The sequence below is a fragment of the Nodosilinea sp. FACHB-131 genome, assembly GCF_014695395.1.
Classification (GTDB): domain Bacteria; phylum Cyanobacteriota; class Cyanobacteriia; order Phormidesmidales; family Phormidesmidaceae; genus Nodosilinea.
The window spans coordinates 58,092-73,410 of sequence record NZ_JACJOF010000013.1 but is presented as its reverse complement, the minus strand read 5'-3'; the positions used below and the strand labels follow the sequence as shown (position 1 = coordinate 73,410).

Genomic DNA, 15,319 nt, shown 5'->3' with positions numbered 1-15,319 from the left:
AGAGACCCTGCGCCAGGTGACGATGTTGAAAGAGGCGTTAATTAGGGGGTGATGCGTTGGTGGCTAAACCCAGTACGGCCAGAGGACCGCTAGGTAAATTGTTACCAAACCAAAAAATGCTTCAGCCCTTGGGCTGAGCAGTAGATCTTGACGGGCTCTGTAGCTAGCCGATAACGGTGCCATAGCAGCCTACCCCAGTCCCAATTTTCCCCACGGAGAGGGCTTGTTAACGCTTGTTCACATAGTTGGGTAATTTCCTCAGTCGCTCTTGAAGCGATCGCATTGCTAAGGGCTAAAACGACGGCAATGAAGTATCTAAAAGTACACTTAAGGGCTAAGTAGGGCCGCTCACAAACACCTGACTGAGCAAAAAGGGGGCGATCGCGCTCAACGGCAGCACCTGCTGGGCAGCTCCTAGGGCGATCGCCTCCTTAGGCATGCCAAACACCACACAGCTCGCCTCGTCTTGGGCAATAGTGAGCGCCCCCGCCTGGGATAGAGTCTGGAGTCCGTCGGCCCCGTCGCGGCCCATACCCGTGAGCAGCACGCCCACGGCCGACCGGCGGTAGTAGGCAGCCACAGATTGAAACATCACCGTTACCGAAGGGCAGTGCCCGGCCACCGGGCCGCCTTGAGAAAGCTGAATGCGCCCGCCCGCATCGATTTCTAAGTGATGGCGCTCAGGGGGAAAGTAGACCACACCAGGCTGTAGCACAGTGCCCGCTGTGGCAATGGTGACCCGCAGGGCGCAGCTGCTGTCGAGCCAGTCGACCAACCCCTGCAAAAAACCATTGCTGATATGCTGTACGCACACAATTGGTGCCGGAAAGGTTTTGGGCAGCTGCTGCATAATTGCCAGCAGAGCCTGGGGGCCGCCCGTAGACGCGCCCAAAGCCAGCAGCCGGGGGCGTCTTTCTGGCAAGGCAGTAGACAGGGCCGACCCCAATGGGGCAATTGGAACTGGGCTGCGCCGCCGGTGAGTAAACACCGACACCCCCGCCAGCACTCGAATTTTTGCTAACAGCTCAGTCTTTGTCTTTTCATACTCAGAGGCTAGGCCGGTGCGGGGCTTAGGGAAGATGTCTAGCGCCCCTGCTTCTAAAATGCGAAAGACGGTCTGGGTATCTTCTTTCTGCACCGAGGCGCTGACTACCAAAATAGGGCAGGGGCAGCGGGCCATGACCTCTTCAGTCAGCTCTAGCCCGTTCATCTTGGGCATGTGCAAATCGGTGCAGATTAAAGTTGGCTTCACCGTTGCCATCATGTCTAAGGCCTCTTGGCCGTTGTGAGCCACCCCCACGACCTCCATGTCGGGTGCCTCCCGCAAAATACGCTGCAAAAGGACTAAGGCGACGGGTGAGTCGTCTACCAGCAAGAGGCGAATTGGGCCAGAGGGCATCTAGGTCTCTCTCGGAGTCGTGGGCGGCTGGGTTCAGCGTAATCGATCTCGGCTTTGAACCTCTATAGTTTGCGCGTTTAGCCTCTGACGGAGTTAGGGCTAAGTTGGGATCTTCGGTGGCCCTGTCAAGGCGCCGTTGCCAAACAGAGTCAGCGGGCCTAAGTAGTAGAGCTTAAGCAGTGGGGAAGACACTTTGCCCTTGCAAGCTAAGCGGTTGAACCTACAGGGCTGCGGCAGCTTACTGATACCTAAATTTTCCCGCCTAGTGACTGTGGCTACCGTTTAGTTGCACAACTACGCAACGGCAGCTAGCTCTAAGGAAACGGTCAGCTGCTTAGAAAGAGGGTTGTATAAACAAATACTCAAAATAGGGGTGAAAGCCTGGACTTAACAATTTGTGAGAGGTGTCATTCCCCAGGGTAAAGCTCTAAGATAGAGCTGGAAAAATAGCCCTAGCACACCATATCTTTGGGTTGTTTTTCCCTTGCCGGTGTTCTAAAGAGCAATTCTTAGAAATTAGACGGTTCAGTTGAGCCCTGTAGTAGTCTTTAAGCGACGAAGGTGACGAGCTTTATCTAATGTTTGGCAGGAAATATTTTGTCGACGGGTTTAGTGGTAGGCCACAGCGCAACGGAGCCCAATATCTAGTTTCTAACGTAGTTCATCACTGATTAGGCGTGTGCAGTAAAGAATGGCATTATCTAGCGAGCTGGCCTTTTTAAGAAACGGAGGAGAGACAGGATCTCTAATTCGAGCCTTTAACTGGTCAGATACGCCTTTAGGGTCAATGGAAACTTGGCCTCAGAGCCTACGCATTGCGCTGCAAATTCTGCTTTCGTCTCGGTTTCCCATGCAAATTTTGTGGGGGCCAGACTATATTCAATTCTACAACGATGCCTATATTCCCATTGCTGGGAATAAGCATCCTGTCGGCATTGGCCAGCGGGCGGAGGAATGTTGGCAAGAAGTGTGGGATTTCTCAGGGGTGCTGCTGGCGCAGGTCAGGGCTACGGGAGAGGCCACCTGGTCTGAGGATCTGCCGATGACGCTTAACCGCAACGGCCAGGCTGAAGAGGGGTACTTCACGTTTTCTTACACGCCTATTTGGGATGAGCCGGACCAGGTGGCAGGTATTTTTATTGCCGTCAATGAGACTACTCAAAAAATTTTGGGAGAGCGGCGCGAACGGGCGTTGCGGGCTACAGCTCAAACGGCTGCTGAAAATTTAGAAAACGTCTTAACTAGTATCAGCGACGAGTTCATGATGTTGGACTCAAACTGGTGCTTTACCTACGTGAACGATCGCGCCGTAGCTGCTCTGCAAAAGCCTCGCCACGAGCTGCTGGGGCAGCCAATTTGGGCAGTGGTTTCGGAGGCGATCGCCCCTCCCTTTTATGAGCAGCTACACCGGGCCGTTGAGGCCCAAACCGTCACCAGTTTTGAGCTGTTCTCTGCCGCTGAGGGGCGCTGGCTTGAAAATCGGGTGTATCCCCTGGGTGATGGTGTCTCACTGCTGCGGGTTGACATCACAGAGCGCAAAAATTTAGAGCAGGCTCTGCAAACCTCCCAAGACGAGCTCAATAGTCTGCTCAACACTGCCCCAGCTTCGATCGCCCGCTGCCGCTTTTTTGCCGATCGCACCTACATCCTTGACTACCGCTCGGTGGGCTGTGAGGCGTTGACCGGCTACGCCCTGGCCGAGATTACCCCCGAGCTTTGGATGGCGCGCACCTTCGCCGAGGATCAGGCTGTAATCGCTGGCCCGATGTTTGATGCCGTGTTTGAGCAACGGCCAATCACGGTCGAATATCGCTTTCGCCACAAAGACGGCTCGACCCGGTGGATTGCCGATAGTTTGACCTCTCGCCGCGATGAGGCCCAAGACTGTTGGATCGTGACTTTGGTGGGGGTTGATATCACCGCCCGTAAGCAGGCTGAAGACGCCTTGCGCTACAGCGAAGCCCACCTGGCCATGGCCCAGCGGCTAGCCCAGTTTGGCAGCTGGGAGTTTTACCCAGAGAGCCAGCAGAGCGTTTGGTCAGAGGCGATGTTTGACCAGTTTGGCTATGACCCAGCCCAAACAGAGCCCAACTATGGCGAACTCATGCAGCGCATTCACCCCGACGATCGCGCCATGGTGCAGCAGTTCATTGAACGGGCGATCGCCGATCATCATTCCTCCGCCTTCGATCTGCGGGTGGTCTTGCCCGACGGCTCGGTTCGCTACCTGCATTCTCGCTGCGAGCCGGTGCTCGATGCTCAAAACCAGGTGGTCAAACTCATAGGCACCTGTTTAGACATCACCGATCGCAAGCAGATCGAGGTGGTCTTGCAGGACAGCCAATCGCGGCTACAGCTGGCCCTGCAGGGAGCGAACTGCGGCACCTGGGACTATGACTTAATCAGCCAAGATTTAGTCTGGTCCGATCGCTGCAAAGCGATTTTTGGCCTCGCCTCCGATATTGATATGAGCTTCGAGGTGTTCGCCCAGACTATTCACCCGGAGGATCGCGATCGCGTGCAGCAGGCGGTGGTAGAGGCGATCGCCCACCGCCAAGACTACGACGTGGAAATGCGCACCCTGTGGCCCGACGGCACCGTGCACTGGGTACGCTCCATTGGGCGCGTGTATGACGACGAGCAGGGTCAGCCCTACCGCATGGCGGGCGTTGCGCTGGATGTTTCGACCCTCAAGCAGACTGAAATTGCCCTGCGGGAGAGCGAAGAACGCTACCGCGTCTTGGCGGAGGCCATGCCTCAGATGGTTTGGATGGCCGATCGCACCGGCGTGCAGTACTGGAACCAGCGCTGGTATGACTACACCGGCCTTTCAAAAGACGCCGCTGTCGGTGTTGGCGGCACTGAAATTGTGCACCCTGATGAGCAGGCGCGCGCGCTAGAACTGTGGCAACAAGCCTTAGACCAGGGCATTGGCTTTGATCTTGAGCAGCGCATTCGTCGCCGTGACGGCGTTTACCGCTGGTTTATCAATCGCGGGCTGCCGGTGCCAGACAGTAGCGGAGCCGTCACCCGCTGGGTCGGCACCATCACCGATGTGGATGACCAAAAGCAGCTAGAAACCCAGCGCGCTCAGCTACTGGAGCAGGAGTGCGTGGCCCGAGAAGCCGCCGAGACCGCTAACCGCATCAAAGACGAATTTTTGGCGGTGCTCTCCCACGAGCTCAGGTCGCCCCTCAACCCGATTTTGGGCTGGGCCAGGCTGCTGCGCATGGGCCAACTCAGCGAGAGCAAAGTTGACTACGCCCTAGAAACGATTGAGCGCAACGCCAAACTTCAGGCACAGCTGATCGACGATCTCCTCGACGTGTCGCGGATTTTGCGCGGCAAGCTGGTGCTCAACAGCCTGCCCGTTTCCCTGTCCACAGTTGTTAAAGAGTCCTTAGAGACTGTGCGCTCTTTGGGTGAGGCCAAGGACGTGCAGTTTGATACCGAGCTCGACGGTGCGCCACTTAAAGTTTTAGGAGACCCTAACCGACTCAAGCAAGTGGTTTGGAATTTGCTGTCGAATGCCGTTAAGTTTGCCCCCCAGGGCGGGCGCGTTGCCGTGCGCCTAGCCTATGACGATAGCTGGGCGCAAATTCAGGTTAGCGATAGCGGCAAAGGCATTGCCCCTGAGTTTCTGCCCCATGTGTTCGATCGCTTCAGGCAGGCCGATAGCACCACAACTCGAGATTTTGGCGGCTTGGGGCTGGGGTTGGCGATCGCCCACCAGATTGCTGATTTGCACCACGGCACCATTCAAGCCGAGAGCCCCGGCGAAAATCAGGGAGCCACCTTCACGGTGCGGTTTCCAGTCATGTTTGATGCGGTCGAAACCCCCGTAGATGTGAGTCCCCCCCTGGCCCAGGGCAGCTTGCAAAATATTCACGTTTTGATTGTTGAAGATGACGCCGACAACCGTGATCTAATTACCACGACCCTTCAGCAGTTTGGAGCTAGAGTAACGGCGCTGTCCTCGGCTGCCGCTGCGATTACAGCTCTCTCTGAGATGAAACCCGATATTTTAGTTAGTGACATTGGCATGCCCGGCATGGACGGCTACATGCTGATGCAGCAAATTCGAGCCGCAACTCACAACCAGCTAATTCCCGCCATTGCTCTGACTTCTTATACCAGCGCTATGGACCAGCAAAAAGTGTTGGCCGCTGGTTTTCAAAAGCATTTATCAAAACCGATGGAGTCGGCCCAGCTGGTAGAGGCGATCGCCGCCCTAGTGCAACATCGCTCGGTGTAGCCGAAGGAACAGCACTGAAGTTAGAATTCACCTATGAAATCTGACCTTCGCAGCGGCAAACTCACAAAATGGAATGACGATCGTGGGTTTGGCTTTATTCAACCGGCTGACGGAGGTAAAGATGTTTTTCTCCACGTGTCTGAGCTGAAGAATGCAACCCGTCGCCCTCGGGAGAATGACACGATTTACTACTACTGTCTGGTCAACCCAGACGGCAAAACCCGTGCCGTTGGAGCGTTTATTGCTGGTGCCAGGCAGCGATCGGAGTCTTCATCAAATGCTTCCAGGGGCAACCGCAAACCGGGCGAAAAGTCATACTCTCGCCTGCCGATCGCTGAGCTACTGCTGCTGTTAGCCTTTCCTTTGGCGGGTGCGGCTCACTTTACCTGGCTGACAGGCAACCCGCTGCCGCTGGTGCTCTACCCTTTAATGAGCGTCATCACTTATTTTGTCTATGCCGACGATAAGAAGCGGGCTAAGCAAAAAGTTTGGCGAACCTCTGAACAAACCCTGCATTTCTGCGAATTGGTTGGCGGTTGGCCTGGGGGGTTTGTGGCTCAGCAAGTATTGCGCCATAAAAGCCAAAAACAGTCTTACCAAACTGAGTTTTGGGCAATCGTTGTAATTCACTACCTGGCCTGGCTGGCCTGGCTGTTTTTAGGCAGAACGCTTGTAGGTTAGCCAGCAAAACGGTTGGGCAATAGCAGTTTTGAAACCCCTGTCTATGCTTGAGCCACTGTGTCTACTTATTCGCAATGTCTTCCTTCAGTTCAGTCGGAGTTGGTTGCTGGTGGTCTAGCTAACTGATCTGAAGCGGCAGGTCGAGCAAAGCCGCGATCGCCGCTAATGAAATAGTGACACCAGTTGCTTAAACGGTGCCGCGCTGCCCCTTAAACTGACTTCGCGAATATGTTTCTAGGTAGCCTAGACCACCATGACTCCCATCTTTGTAGCTTGCCAGAGGTTCGATTCCCAGCGGGGCGAGGCGTGGATTCGCTACGTTGAATGGTCTGGCTACGCTCACCTGAGTGAGGTTGTGTCTGTGGACACGATTCTTTGCCCATCGCTAATCGATGCTTTGATCGATGAAGATTGGAACTTTAATATTCACGCCAACCACCGGGTTCACTGCTTTCGCGATTATGAATACCTCAAACGTCGCATTGCCTATGATGCTGCACAGCACAATCTGTTGGCATTGATTGAAGCTCCCGATCGCCAGTTGTCTGTATTTGATGCCTGGCCCAGTGCCTTTAGCTTTTGTGGCTACGATATTTTAGACGTAGACAACTCAATTAGCCTGCTGCTGAACTGCGGGGCATTTCCATCGATTTTTGGGCCTGAGGATGTTAACCAATTTGGCCTGCTCGATCAGTTTGCTCGGGCTGTAGAGATTGCCCGTGGCCTGCGTCAGCTGTTCCCCAACGATTTTCACTGCGGCAATTGTCGAATATGGGCGATCGCTCGGTATACAAGTCCTACATAGCTACTTCGGTTTGGTGGCGTAAGCAGGAGTAGATGAACATCAAAACGACATTGCAACGCTGCTAAACCTACTGACCCCCTGACAAAATACCTTGCGGAATCCAAGAACCTGTGTTGTAGTATCTATACTACAACGTACTCGATCGCAGGACGGTTACCGTCATGGCTTCCTTTCAGCATGTTCTTCGATACTACAGTCGCTACCGTCGGGCCGCGATCTGGAGTATCACCGCCAGCAGCCTCTTTCAGGTGGCGGATTTGGCGGTGCCCTACAGCATTGGCCAGTTGCTCAACGTTCTCTCAGACCAGCCCATTGACCCCCTGAGCCAGGGGATGGTCGACCGAGTGGCTGCCACATTGGGCTATCCAGCGGGGCCAGGATTGGCGATCGCCCTCCTTCTGGCCATCATCTTTTTGGTCACTGTAGTACGCGCCCCCATTCAGCCCTGGCTAGCCGACTGGTTTCACTGGGATATTGCCCTGCGCACCCGGCGCGACCATACCCACTCGGTGATTCATAAGCTGCTGACCCTGCCCCTAGGCTTCTACGACCTACACAACCCCGGCCGCATCTCGGGTCGGGTGGCGCGGGGTCTGTCTAACCACACCTGGACCTATCCCGAAATTGCGAATCAACTGATTCCCAAGCTGGTGCGCATCACCGGCATCTTCGTTCTGATCTGGTGGATTGACTGGCGCATTGCCCTGGTCTTTTTGGTGTCATTTATCGGCATTCTCAGCTTCAGCCTGAAGGATCTAATTCGTCTGAACAAAAAGGAGCAAACCCTCGACACCTACATGGAGAATACCGAGAGCCGCACCTCGGAGATCATCACCAATATCAAAACCGTGAAAGCGTTTGCGACCGAGCGAGACGAGCTGCGGCGGCAGAGCCAGCGCTTACAGCGCGAGTTCACTGTCGTCATCCGCGTCATTCACAAGGGTTACGTCATTCTCGGCACTTGGCAGGATTTGATCGTGCAGAGCTGTGTGTTTGGTCTGCTGGTGCTGACCCTGCTGGCCACGTTGCAGGGTCACATCTCGCTGGGACACTTTATCACCACTCTGACGGTGTCGAGCATGGCCTACTCGGAGCTAGGGCCGATTAGCGAAGTGGGCGAAGTTTTTGCCCGCCGCTACGCCTCAATGCTGCACTTTCACGAGTTTATGGAAGAGCCCTTGGGCACTGACGCGGTGAATCTGACCGATGCCCCCGAGAGCCTGCCCACCTACCAGTTCACCGGCAAGGTGCATTTTGACCAGGTGAGCTTTGGCTACGACGCCGAAAGGCCCGTGCTGCAAGCTATTGATCTGCTGATCGAGCCTTACCAAACGGTGGCCTTGGTGGGGCGATCGGGTTCGGGTAAGTCGACTCTGGTGAAGCTGCTGTTTCGCTACTTCGACCCCCACAGTGGCCGCATTCTGATCGACGGCGAAGATATTCGCCAGCTGGATGTGACGGGGTATCGGAAGCGACTGGCGATCGTGCACCAGGAAGTGGATGTGTTTAACGGCACCCTGCTCGCCAATCTGAAGTACGGCAACCCCACCGCCACCATGGAACAAGTGAACGAAGCTTGCCGCATCGCTCGGGTCGACGAGTTCATTCACCGCCTGCCCATGGGATACTACACCGTGGTGGGCGAGCGGGGCGTACGGCTCTCGGGCGGGCAGCGGCAGCGACTGGGCATTGCCCGCGCTCTGCTAGTCAACCCCGACGTGCTGGTGTTCGACGAAGCCACCTCTAGCCTCGACTACGAATCAGAGCGATCGATTCAGCTAGCGATGCGATCGATTCTCGGCACGCGCACCACGATCATCATTGCCCACCGTCTGAGCACCGTGCGGGAGGCTGACAAGATCGTAGTGCTAGAGGAAGGCCGCATTGCCGAAGTGGGCAACCACGAAGAACTGCTGGCCCGCGGCGGCATTTATCACCGCCTGCACGTGCTGCAAGAAACCGGCGAAATGGTGTCGTAATGACCGGTGACTGCCGACAAGGTGGGTGCCTAAGATCAAACCTAACAAAAAGCCTCTAGATGCTCAGTCCAGGGGCTTTTTTTGGGAGAAATTAACCTTGCCTATCGAGAGCGGATCTTTTTTCTAAAGTGTTCAATATCTACCACCTTAGGAGTGGTGGGACTAGTCATGCCACTAGAAAATCCCAGAGCTGACGCGTCAGCCTCGACGGGGGCCAGCACAAACTGCCCCATAAAGCTGCATCCATGGCCGACTAGATGAATCACCTGGGGGGTGGCGGTTGTGCCGGGTTGTACCCAGCTAACCCCGTGATGGTTGATCACCAAGTGCTTATCGCGCAGGGTGCGGCCCACGCCGCGGTCATCAAAGTACTGTAAGATTTTGCGAATAGTCTGAAATGACAGGTGCTGACGCAGCCGACTAATAGCGCGAATTTCAAGAATTTGCTCCCAGGAGTAGAACACCTCCAGTCGGGAAGAACCGCCGGACCGCTGGGGTATGATGATTCCTATTTTTTCGAGATAGGCGAGTCGACTGGGGCTGCTGCGGGCTAAGACAATGGCATGGCGGCGAGGAAACCAGTCCATAGCGGGCGCTCCTACATAAACGCTAGATATGGAGTTAACAAGATCAACTCTACGCTATAGGTAGGGGAATATCTGGGGTGCAACGAACATTTCCAGAACTTGTGCGATCTTTTAAAAACAAAAAAATGGGGATCGCCTACCCTGACTTGGATGCGGCGACTCTAACGTTTTTTGAAGCTTCCTTAGCAAAGCAGAAAAGTTGCGGTAGTTCGCTTGTGCTAGCCTCAGCCACCGCTTACGGGAGGGATCAGCACCACCTCGTCACCGTCTTTTAGCGGGGTATCGTCGGCTACAAACTGAAGGTTGAGGCCCAGGCGAGTGCGATCGCGCCAAGCCTCTAACTTGGGATGCTCGGCCAGGACGCGATCGCGCACTGACCCCACTGTGGCCCCTTCTGAAAACTGCCACTGCACCTCAGGCTGGCCGTAGGCTTCCTGGTAAATGGCAAATAGCTTGACGGTGATGGTGATCGGTTCTGGCACTGGGGGCGATTCTCCTTTGCAGAGGCTGCGCCAACGCTCCTCTGCGTCAACCGTGCAATCCTATCAAGAATTACGGAGCGATCGCCCTCGATGCTCCTACCGGTTTCAGTAATGGTAACTTGGGCAATTACTGCGATCGTTCAGGCCATAGTAGAGCCATCCGAGTTTGGCTTAGGCAACCCGATGACCCGTTCTGCATTCCTCCGCGTCCATCGTGCTCAGTTGTTAGCGATCGCCCTGGGGGCTGCCCTGGTGGGTGGCTGCGCCCAAACGTCCGACGTTGAGCAGCAAGAAACTCTGTCTGCCGAAATTGGCGCGGTGGCAGGCGATGCTGCGCCGACTGCTAACCAGGCCTCTCCAGTGGCACAATCGGCGACCTCTGACATGGCCAAGACCAGCGAAATCGAGCCGGTCCCCAGCGATATTGGACAGCCTGCGCCTCAGCTGGTGAAGCAGGCCAGCCTGGTGCTGGTGCTAACCGATATTGACGCTGCCGTAGACCAGGTGCAAGCCATCCTTCAACGGGCTCAGGGAGATATGCTGAGCCTGCAAGATCACCGTTCTCCCGAAGGAACGGCTCAGCAGGTGACCTTGACCCTGCGGGTGCCCCAGGCTGAATTAGATTCAGTGCTGAACGCCCTCCGTCCCCTGGGAACTGTGCAGCAGCAGTCGCTGACAGCGGAGGATGTGTCAAGCCAGTTAGTGGATCTCGATGCCCGGCTGAAGAATCTGCGCCAGTCAGAAGCGGCCCTGCTGAAAATTATGGAGCGATCGGGAGAAATCTCCCACGTGCTAGAAGTGGCGCGGGAACTGAGCACCGTGCGCGAGTCGATTGAGCGCATGGCGGCTCAGCAGCAAAACCTCAAACGGCAAGTGGCCTTCTCACAGATCTACCTAACCCTGCAAAGCCCGGTAACTCAAGTAACCCCGCTGCGTCCCGTTGGCGAAACCCTAAGCAACACATGGGACGCTGCTACTCAGTCGGTAAAAGCATTTACCGTCAGCGGGCTAAAGCTGGGGCTCTGGCTGCTGGCCTTTAGCCCCTATTGGGTGCTAACTGCGGCGGTAGGCTACGGCGGCTATCGGCTGTGGCACCATCGCACCGCCCAACCCGACGCTGAAGCTGAGAATAGCTAAGCTAAGGGCAGAGGGCTTGACCGCTGCTAGTCTTTGGCAGTTAGGAGTTGTCTGCTAAACGATCGCTTCTGGAGCGTCGCTATGGAGCACCGCTTAGGTCGAAACGCAATTGTCATTGGCGGCAGCATAGCAGGGTTGCTGACGGCTCGGGTGCTCAGCGACCACTTTGCCCAGGTCACCCTCTTTGAGCGCGATCGCTTGAGAGACCAGCCCGAAGCCCGCCCTGGACAGCCCCAGGCCAATCATCTCCACGGGCTGTTGGGCCGTGGCTTGCAGAGCCTGGCCAGCTATTTCCCAACTCTGGTGGATGCCCTCCGCAGCGGTGGGGCGACGGTTACCGATATGGGGCGCACCATGCGCTGGTATTGCGACGGCGGCTATCGCCTACCCTTTGAATTTGGTCAAGACTGCGTCATCGCTAGCCGACCATTCCTGGAGTGGCAGGTTCGCCAGCAGGTGGTGGCTTTGCCCAACGTCACCGTGCTCGATGGCTGTCGTGTTCATCAGCTGCTGATCAGCGAGGAGGGGCAGCGAATTTCAGGGGTACAGTTTACTCGTTCAGGCACCAGTGCTCAGCCTGAAACCCAGTATGCCGATCTGACTGTGGATGCTACCGGGCGCGGATCGCGATCGCCCCAGTGGCTAACAGAACTCGGCTACAGTCCCCCGCCCAAAAGCAAGGTAGTCTGCCACACCAGCTACGCCACCCAGATCTATCGCCGAGCTGCCGACAGCCAGCCCAGCAACTGGATTTTTATTACTCCCACTGGGCCGCAGGAAAAGCGAGGCGGCATTGCACTTCCCATCGAAGACGAGCGTTGGATTGTTACCCTCTGCGGTCGCCAGGGTGCCCCCGCTCCCACCGATACAGCGGGCTTTCTCTCCTTTTCTCAAAGCTTGCCAGCTCCAGATATTGCCGCCATTGTCAGCCACAGTGAGCCGCTTTCGGCGGTTTATAACTACAACTTTGCCGCCAGCCTGCGCCGCCACTACGAGCAGCTCAAACGCTTTCCCGCGGGGTATCTGGTGCTGGGCGATGCAGTTTGCTGCTTCAACCCGCTCTATGGACAGGGCATGACCACAGCGGCCCTACAGGCAGAGGCGCTAGATGGGCTACTGCACCACCAGGGCGACCCATTGCAGGGCATTGCGCGCAAATTCTTTAGGCGTGCCGCTGAGCTGATCGATATTCCGTGGCAAACCGCAGTAGCCGAAGACTTTCGCTATCCAGAAACCCAGGGTAAAAAATCCCCAGGCACAACGTTGATTAACGCCTACGTCACCTGCGTCAACCGGGCCTCCCACCGTGACCCCTTGATCGGAGCGGCTTTTCTCAAGGTAATGAATATGATGGCACCCCCCACCAGCTTGTTTCAGCCTCAAACTTTGTGGCGAGTGCTGCGATCGCAACACCCGTAACGGCCATACCCAGGCTGAGGCTAGCTCCGCAAGGTTACTCCAAACTGTTTTTCTAAAGCGGCGCGCACCTTTTTGTGAACTGGGTCTACTGTTTCATCGGTGAGGGTTTGATCAGGGGAGCGGTAGACCAGACGAAAGGCCAAGCTGCGCTGCCCTTGGGGGACGCTTTCACCTCGGTATTCGTCGAATAGGGCGACCGACTCCAGCAGTTTGCCCCCAGCTTTGGCCATGGTTGTTGTTAGGTCGGCGACAGTGGTCTCTAGCGGGGCGTAGAAAGCCAGGTCGCGATCGCTGGCCGGAAACGTAGAATAAGCGGCAAACTTCACCGACTTTTGCAGCACTGGCACCAGGCAGGTCTCCAACGCCGACCAGTTGAGCTGAAATACATACACCTCGGCGGGTAGCTGCCGCTGCTGGCGCAGCTGGGGATGGAGCTGGCCAAAGCGACCCAGCTCTAACCGCCCCCGCACCCACAGCGATGCGGTGCGACCGGGGTGAAAGCGCGGATCGGTGCTGTCGGCGCGGTAGTCAACCGTCAGGCCCAAGCGGCTAAAGACGCCGTCGAGAATACCTTTGGCCTCGTACCAGGTGAGGGGCCGATCTTGACCACTGGTAACCCACTGGCTCGATCGCCCATCGCCGCCGACAATGCCGCCCAAGGCCTCAGCTTCATGAATGCCTGCCTCATCCTGCCAAAAGATATGGCCGATCTCAAAGCCGTTGAGGGGGCCGTTACCCTGGTTGAGGTTAAATTCGTAGGCGTCGATCAGCCCGTCCACCAAATCTTGGCGCAGGGCCGAATATTCAGGAAAAAGCGGGTTGGCAAGGGTGACCTGGCGATCGCTAACCGACTTAGTCAGCGAGTAGTGCAGCAGCTCCGTCAGCCCAGCTGCCCGAAACGTCTCCCGCAGCCTGCGGCGCAGGGCCGCCTCCACCGATAAAAAGCCGCCGATCGCCTTTTGGGGCAGGGTATCGGCAAAGTGGTTGTAGCCATAGAGGCGGGCCACTTCTTCAATCAAATCGACCTCCCGCTCCAGGTCACGGTAGCGGTAGGGAGGCACCGTGACAGCCCACACGCCTGCCTCGTCGGTCGGGGCTACTTGGCAGCCCAAGGTTTCCAGCAGCGTTTGAATGGTTTCAGGCGGCAGGTCTTGGGGCTGGTCGCCCAGGTTGATGACTTGGCCCAGCAGTTGGGTCACCCGGCTCAGTCGTAGGGTAATCACCCGCTCGGGAATGGCCGCCCCCAGGGAAGTGGTGCCGATAGTCTGAGCCACGACGGTAGCTCCAGCCAGTTCTTGCAGCAGTTGGAGGGCGCGATCGCAGGCTAACCCCAGCTCCGCCGGGTTCACACCGCGCTCGTAGCGAGCCGAAGCCTCAGTGCGCAACCCTTGGCTGCGGGCCGACTTGCGAATCGCTGCCGCGTCAAAAAAGGCGGCCTCTAACATTACCGCTTGGGTGCCGTCGTGGACCTCAGTGGCTTCACCGCCCATCACCCCCGCTAGGGCCACGGGCTGGTCGTTGGCCGTAATTAATAGAGTCTCGGGCTGAAGCTGGCGCTTTTGGCTATCCAGAGTCACCAGGGTTTCACCGGGCTGAGCGTAGCGCACGCCGAGGTTGAGGGCGTCTCCAGTGGTCAGCAGGCGATCGCGGTCAAAGGCATGCAGCGGCTGGCCCCACTCCAGCAGCACGTAGTTCGTGACATCTACCACATTGTTGATCGGACGAGTGCCTGCCGCCACCAGCCGCTGCTGCAACCACTGGGGCGAAGGACCGAGGGCAATGTTCTCTAGCACCGTGCCGATGTAGATCGGACAGGCTTTCTCGTCGGGAAGGGCAATCTCTGGAGCCGTGGCGCTTTTCGGTATTGCGGGCGCTTGGGTGACCGGCAGGTGCAGCGTGGCCCCCGTAATTGCCGCCACTTCGCGGGCAATGCCCACCATGCTGAGGGCATCAGCCCGGTTAGCGGTCGAGGTGACATCGAGAATCACGTCGTCTAGACCGAGCAGAGGGCGCACGTCCTGCCCCAACTTCAGACTGTCGGCCGCAAAAATATGAATGCCCTCAGACTCCTTCGCCAGCCCCAACTCTGCCAGGGAGCAGATCATGCCCGCCGAGGGCACGCCGCGCAGCTTGCGGGGCTTGATGGTCAGATCTACCACCGGCAGGTAGGTGTCTACAGTAGCCACCGCCACGTAGATGTCGGCTCGCACGTTGGCAGCCCCGCACACTATAGTTGAACTATCGGCCTGGCCAATGTCGACTCGGCAGACGCTGAGCTTGTCGGCATCGGGGTGCGGGGTGCGCTCTACGACTCGGCCAACCACCACGCCATCGGCCCAAGTGCGTCTATCTTCAATGTCTTCGACCTCAAACCCGGCCATGGTTAGGGCATCGGCTAGCTCTTGGGCAGAAAGCTGGACATTGACGTATTCATTGAGCCAGTTTAGAGATATGCGCATGGTGGAGCTGTCTTGACCGTTAGAAAATCTAGAATGCTGTGGTTTATTGCCCAAACATTCTACCCTGTGGGCATTGCATCTACCCAAGGACCCCAGTGCTCTACTGTATACCTGAC

10 protein-coding genes are annotated in these 15,319 nt (G+C 56.8%); 6 read left to right on the top strand and 4 right to left on the bottom strand.

The window, feature by feature from the left end; translation table 11 throughout:
* Positions 1 to 334: 334 nt before the first annotated feature.
* Positions 335 to 1,399 (bottom strand): chemotaxis-specific protein-glutamate methyltransferase CheB, encoded by a 1,065-nt coding sequence (gene cheB / locus H6F75_RS08650; protein WP_190751213.1) that lies wholly within the window; start codon positions 1,397 to 1,399, stop codon positions 335 to 337.
* Positions 1,400 to 2,090: 691 nt separating this feature from the next.
* On the opposite strand from cheB, the gene H6F75_RS08645 reads away from it, so the two are divergent.
* The 4 genes from H6F75_RS08645 to H6F75_RS08630 all read left to right on the top strand — a co-directional run bounded on the left by H6F75_RS08645 (position 2,091) and on the right by H6F75_RS08630 (position 9,119).
* Positions 2,091 to 5,654 carry a PAS domain-containing protein gene (locus tag H6F75_RS08645; protein WP_206754674.1) on the top strand — a complete coding sequence of 1,188 codons (3,564 nt, stop codon included), beginning with the start codon at positions 2,091 to 2,093 and terminating at the stop codon, positions 5,652 to 5,654.
* 33 nt (positions 5,655 to 5,687) lie between these two features.
* Positions 5,688 to 6,335, top strand: a complete 648-nt coding sequence (locus tag H6F75_RS28750) for a cold shock and DUF1294 domain-containing protein (protein ID WP_190751209.1) — start codon at positions 5,688 to 5,690, stop codon at positions 6,333 to 6,335.
* A 253-nt stretch (positions 6,336 to 6,588) separates the two neighbouring features.
* Positions 6,589 to 7,140: a hypothetical protein gene (locus H6F75_RS08635; RefSeq protein WP_190751207.1), complete on the top strand. Its 552-nt coding sequence runs from the start codon at positions 6,589 to 6,591 to the stop codon at positions 7,138 to 7,140.
* 161 nt (positions 7,141 to 7,301) lie between these two features.
* Complete coding sequence (locus H6F75_RS08630; RefSeq protein WP_190751205.1) at positions 7,302 to 9,119, top strand: ABC transporter ATP-binding protein; 1,818 nt, start codon at positions 7,302 to 7,304, stop codon at positions 9,117 to 9,119.
* 101 nt (positions 9,120 to 9,220) lie between these two features.
* On the opposite strand, the gene H6F75_RS08625 is transcribed toward H6F75_RS08630, so the two are convergent.
* Together H6F75_RS08625 and H6F75_RS08620 are read right to left on the bottom strand one after the other, a co-directional pair.
* Positions 9,221 to 9,706: a MerR family transcriptional regulator gene (locus tag H6F75_RS08625; protein WP_190751203.1), complete on the bottom strand. Its 486-nt coding sequence runs from the start codon at positions 9,704 to 9,706 to the stop codon at positions 9,221 to 9,223.
* A 224-nt stretch (positions 9,707 to 9,930) separates the two neighbouring features.
* Positions 9,931 to 10,188 (bottom strand): MoaD/ThiS family protein, encoded by a 258-nt coding sequence (locus tag H6F75_RS08620; RefSeq protein WP_190751201.1) that lies wholly within the window; start codon positions 10,186 to 10,188, stop codon positions 9,931 to 9,933.
* Between the two features lie 111 nt (positions 10,189 to 10,299).
* On the opposite strand from H6F75_RS08620, the gene H6F75_RS08615 reads away from it, so the two are divergent.
* Both H6F75_RS08615 and H6F75_RS08610 read left to right on the top strand, forming a co-directional pair.
* The gene (locus tag H6F75_RS08615) at positions 10,300 to 11,325 is read left to right on the top strand and encodes a DUF4349 domain-containing protein (protein WP_190751199.1); all 1,026 of its coding nucleotides are present in this window, start codon (positions 10,300 to 10,302) and stop codon (positions 11,323 to 11,325) included.
* An 81-nt stretch (positions 11,326 to 11,406) separates the two neighbouring features.
* Positions 11,407 to 12,744, top strand: a complete 1,338-nt coding sequence (locus tag H6F75_RS08610; RefSeq protein WP_190751197.1) for an FAD-binding monooxygenase — start codon at positions 11,407 to 11,409, stop codon at positions 12,742 to 12,744.
* A gap of 20 nt (positions 12,745 to 12,764) precedes the next feature.
* Here the strand turns inward: H6F75_RS08610 and pheT are convergent, their stop codons facing one another.
* A complete protein-coding gene (gene pheT, locus H6F75_RS08605; protein WP_190751196.1) occupies positions 12,765 to 15,203 on the bottom strand; it encodes a phenylalanine--tRNA ligase subunit beta in 2,439 nt (812 codons plus the stop codon).
* Positions 15,204 to 15,319: the final 116 nt, after the last annotated feature.

Coding starts and splice junctions, on each gene's coding strand:
- pheT (WP_190751196.1), bottom strand. CDS start 15,203: ATGCGCATATCTCTAAACTGGCTCAATGAATACGTCAATGTCCAGCTT.
- H6F75_RS08630 (WP_190751205.1), top strand. CDS start 7,302: ATGGCTTCCTTTCAGCATGTTCTTCGATACTACAGTCGCTACCGTCGG.
- H6F75_RS08610 (WP_190751197.1), top strand. CDS start 11,407: ATGGAGCACCGCTTAGGTCGAAACGCAATTGTCATTGGCGGCAGCATA.
- H6F75_RS28750 (WP_190751209.1), top strand. CDS start 5,688: ATGAAATCTGACCTTCGCAGCGGCAAACTCACAAAATGGAATGACGAT.
- H6F75_RS08645 (WP_206754674.1), top strand. CDS start 2,091: ATGGCATTATCTAGCGAGCTGGCCTTTTTAAGAAACGGAGGAGAGACA.
- H6F75_RS08635 (WP_190751207.1), top strand. CDS start 6,589: ATGACTCCCATCTTTGTAGCTTGCCAGAGGTTCGATTCCCAGCGGGGC.
- H6F75_RS08615 (WP_190751199.1), top strand. CDS start 10,300: ATGGTAACTTGGGCAATTACTGCGATCGTTCAGGCCATAGTAGAGCCA.
- H6F75_RS08625 (WP_190751203.1), bottom strand. CDS start 9,706: ATGGACTGGTTTCCTCGCCGCCATGCCATTGTCTTAGCCCGCAGCAGC.
- cheB (WP_190751213.1), bottom strand. CDS start 1,399: ATGCCCTCTGGCCCAATTCGCCTCTTGCTGGTAGACGACTCACCCGTC.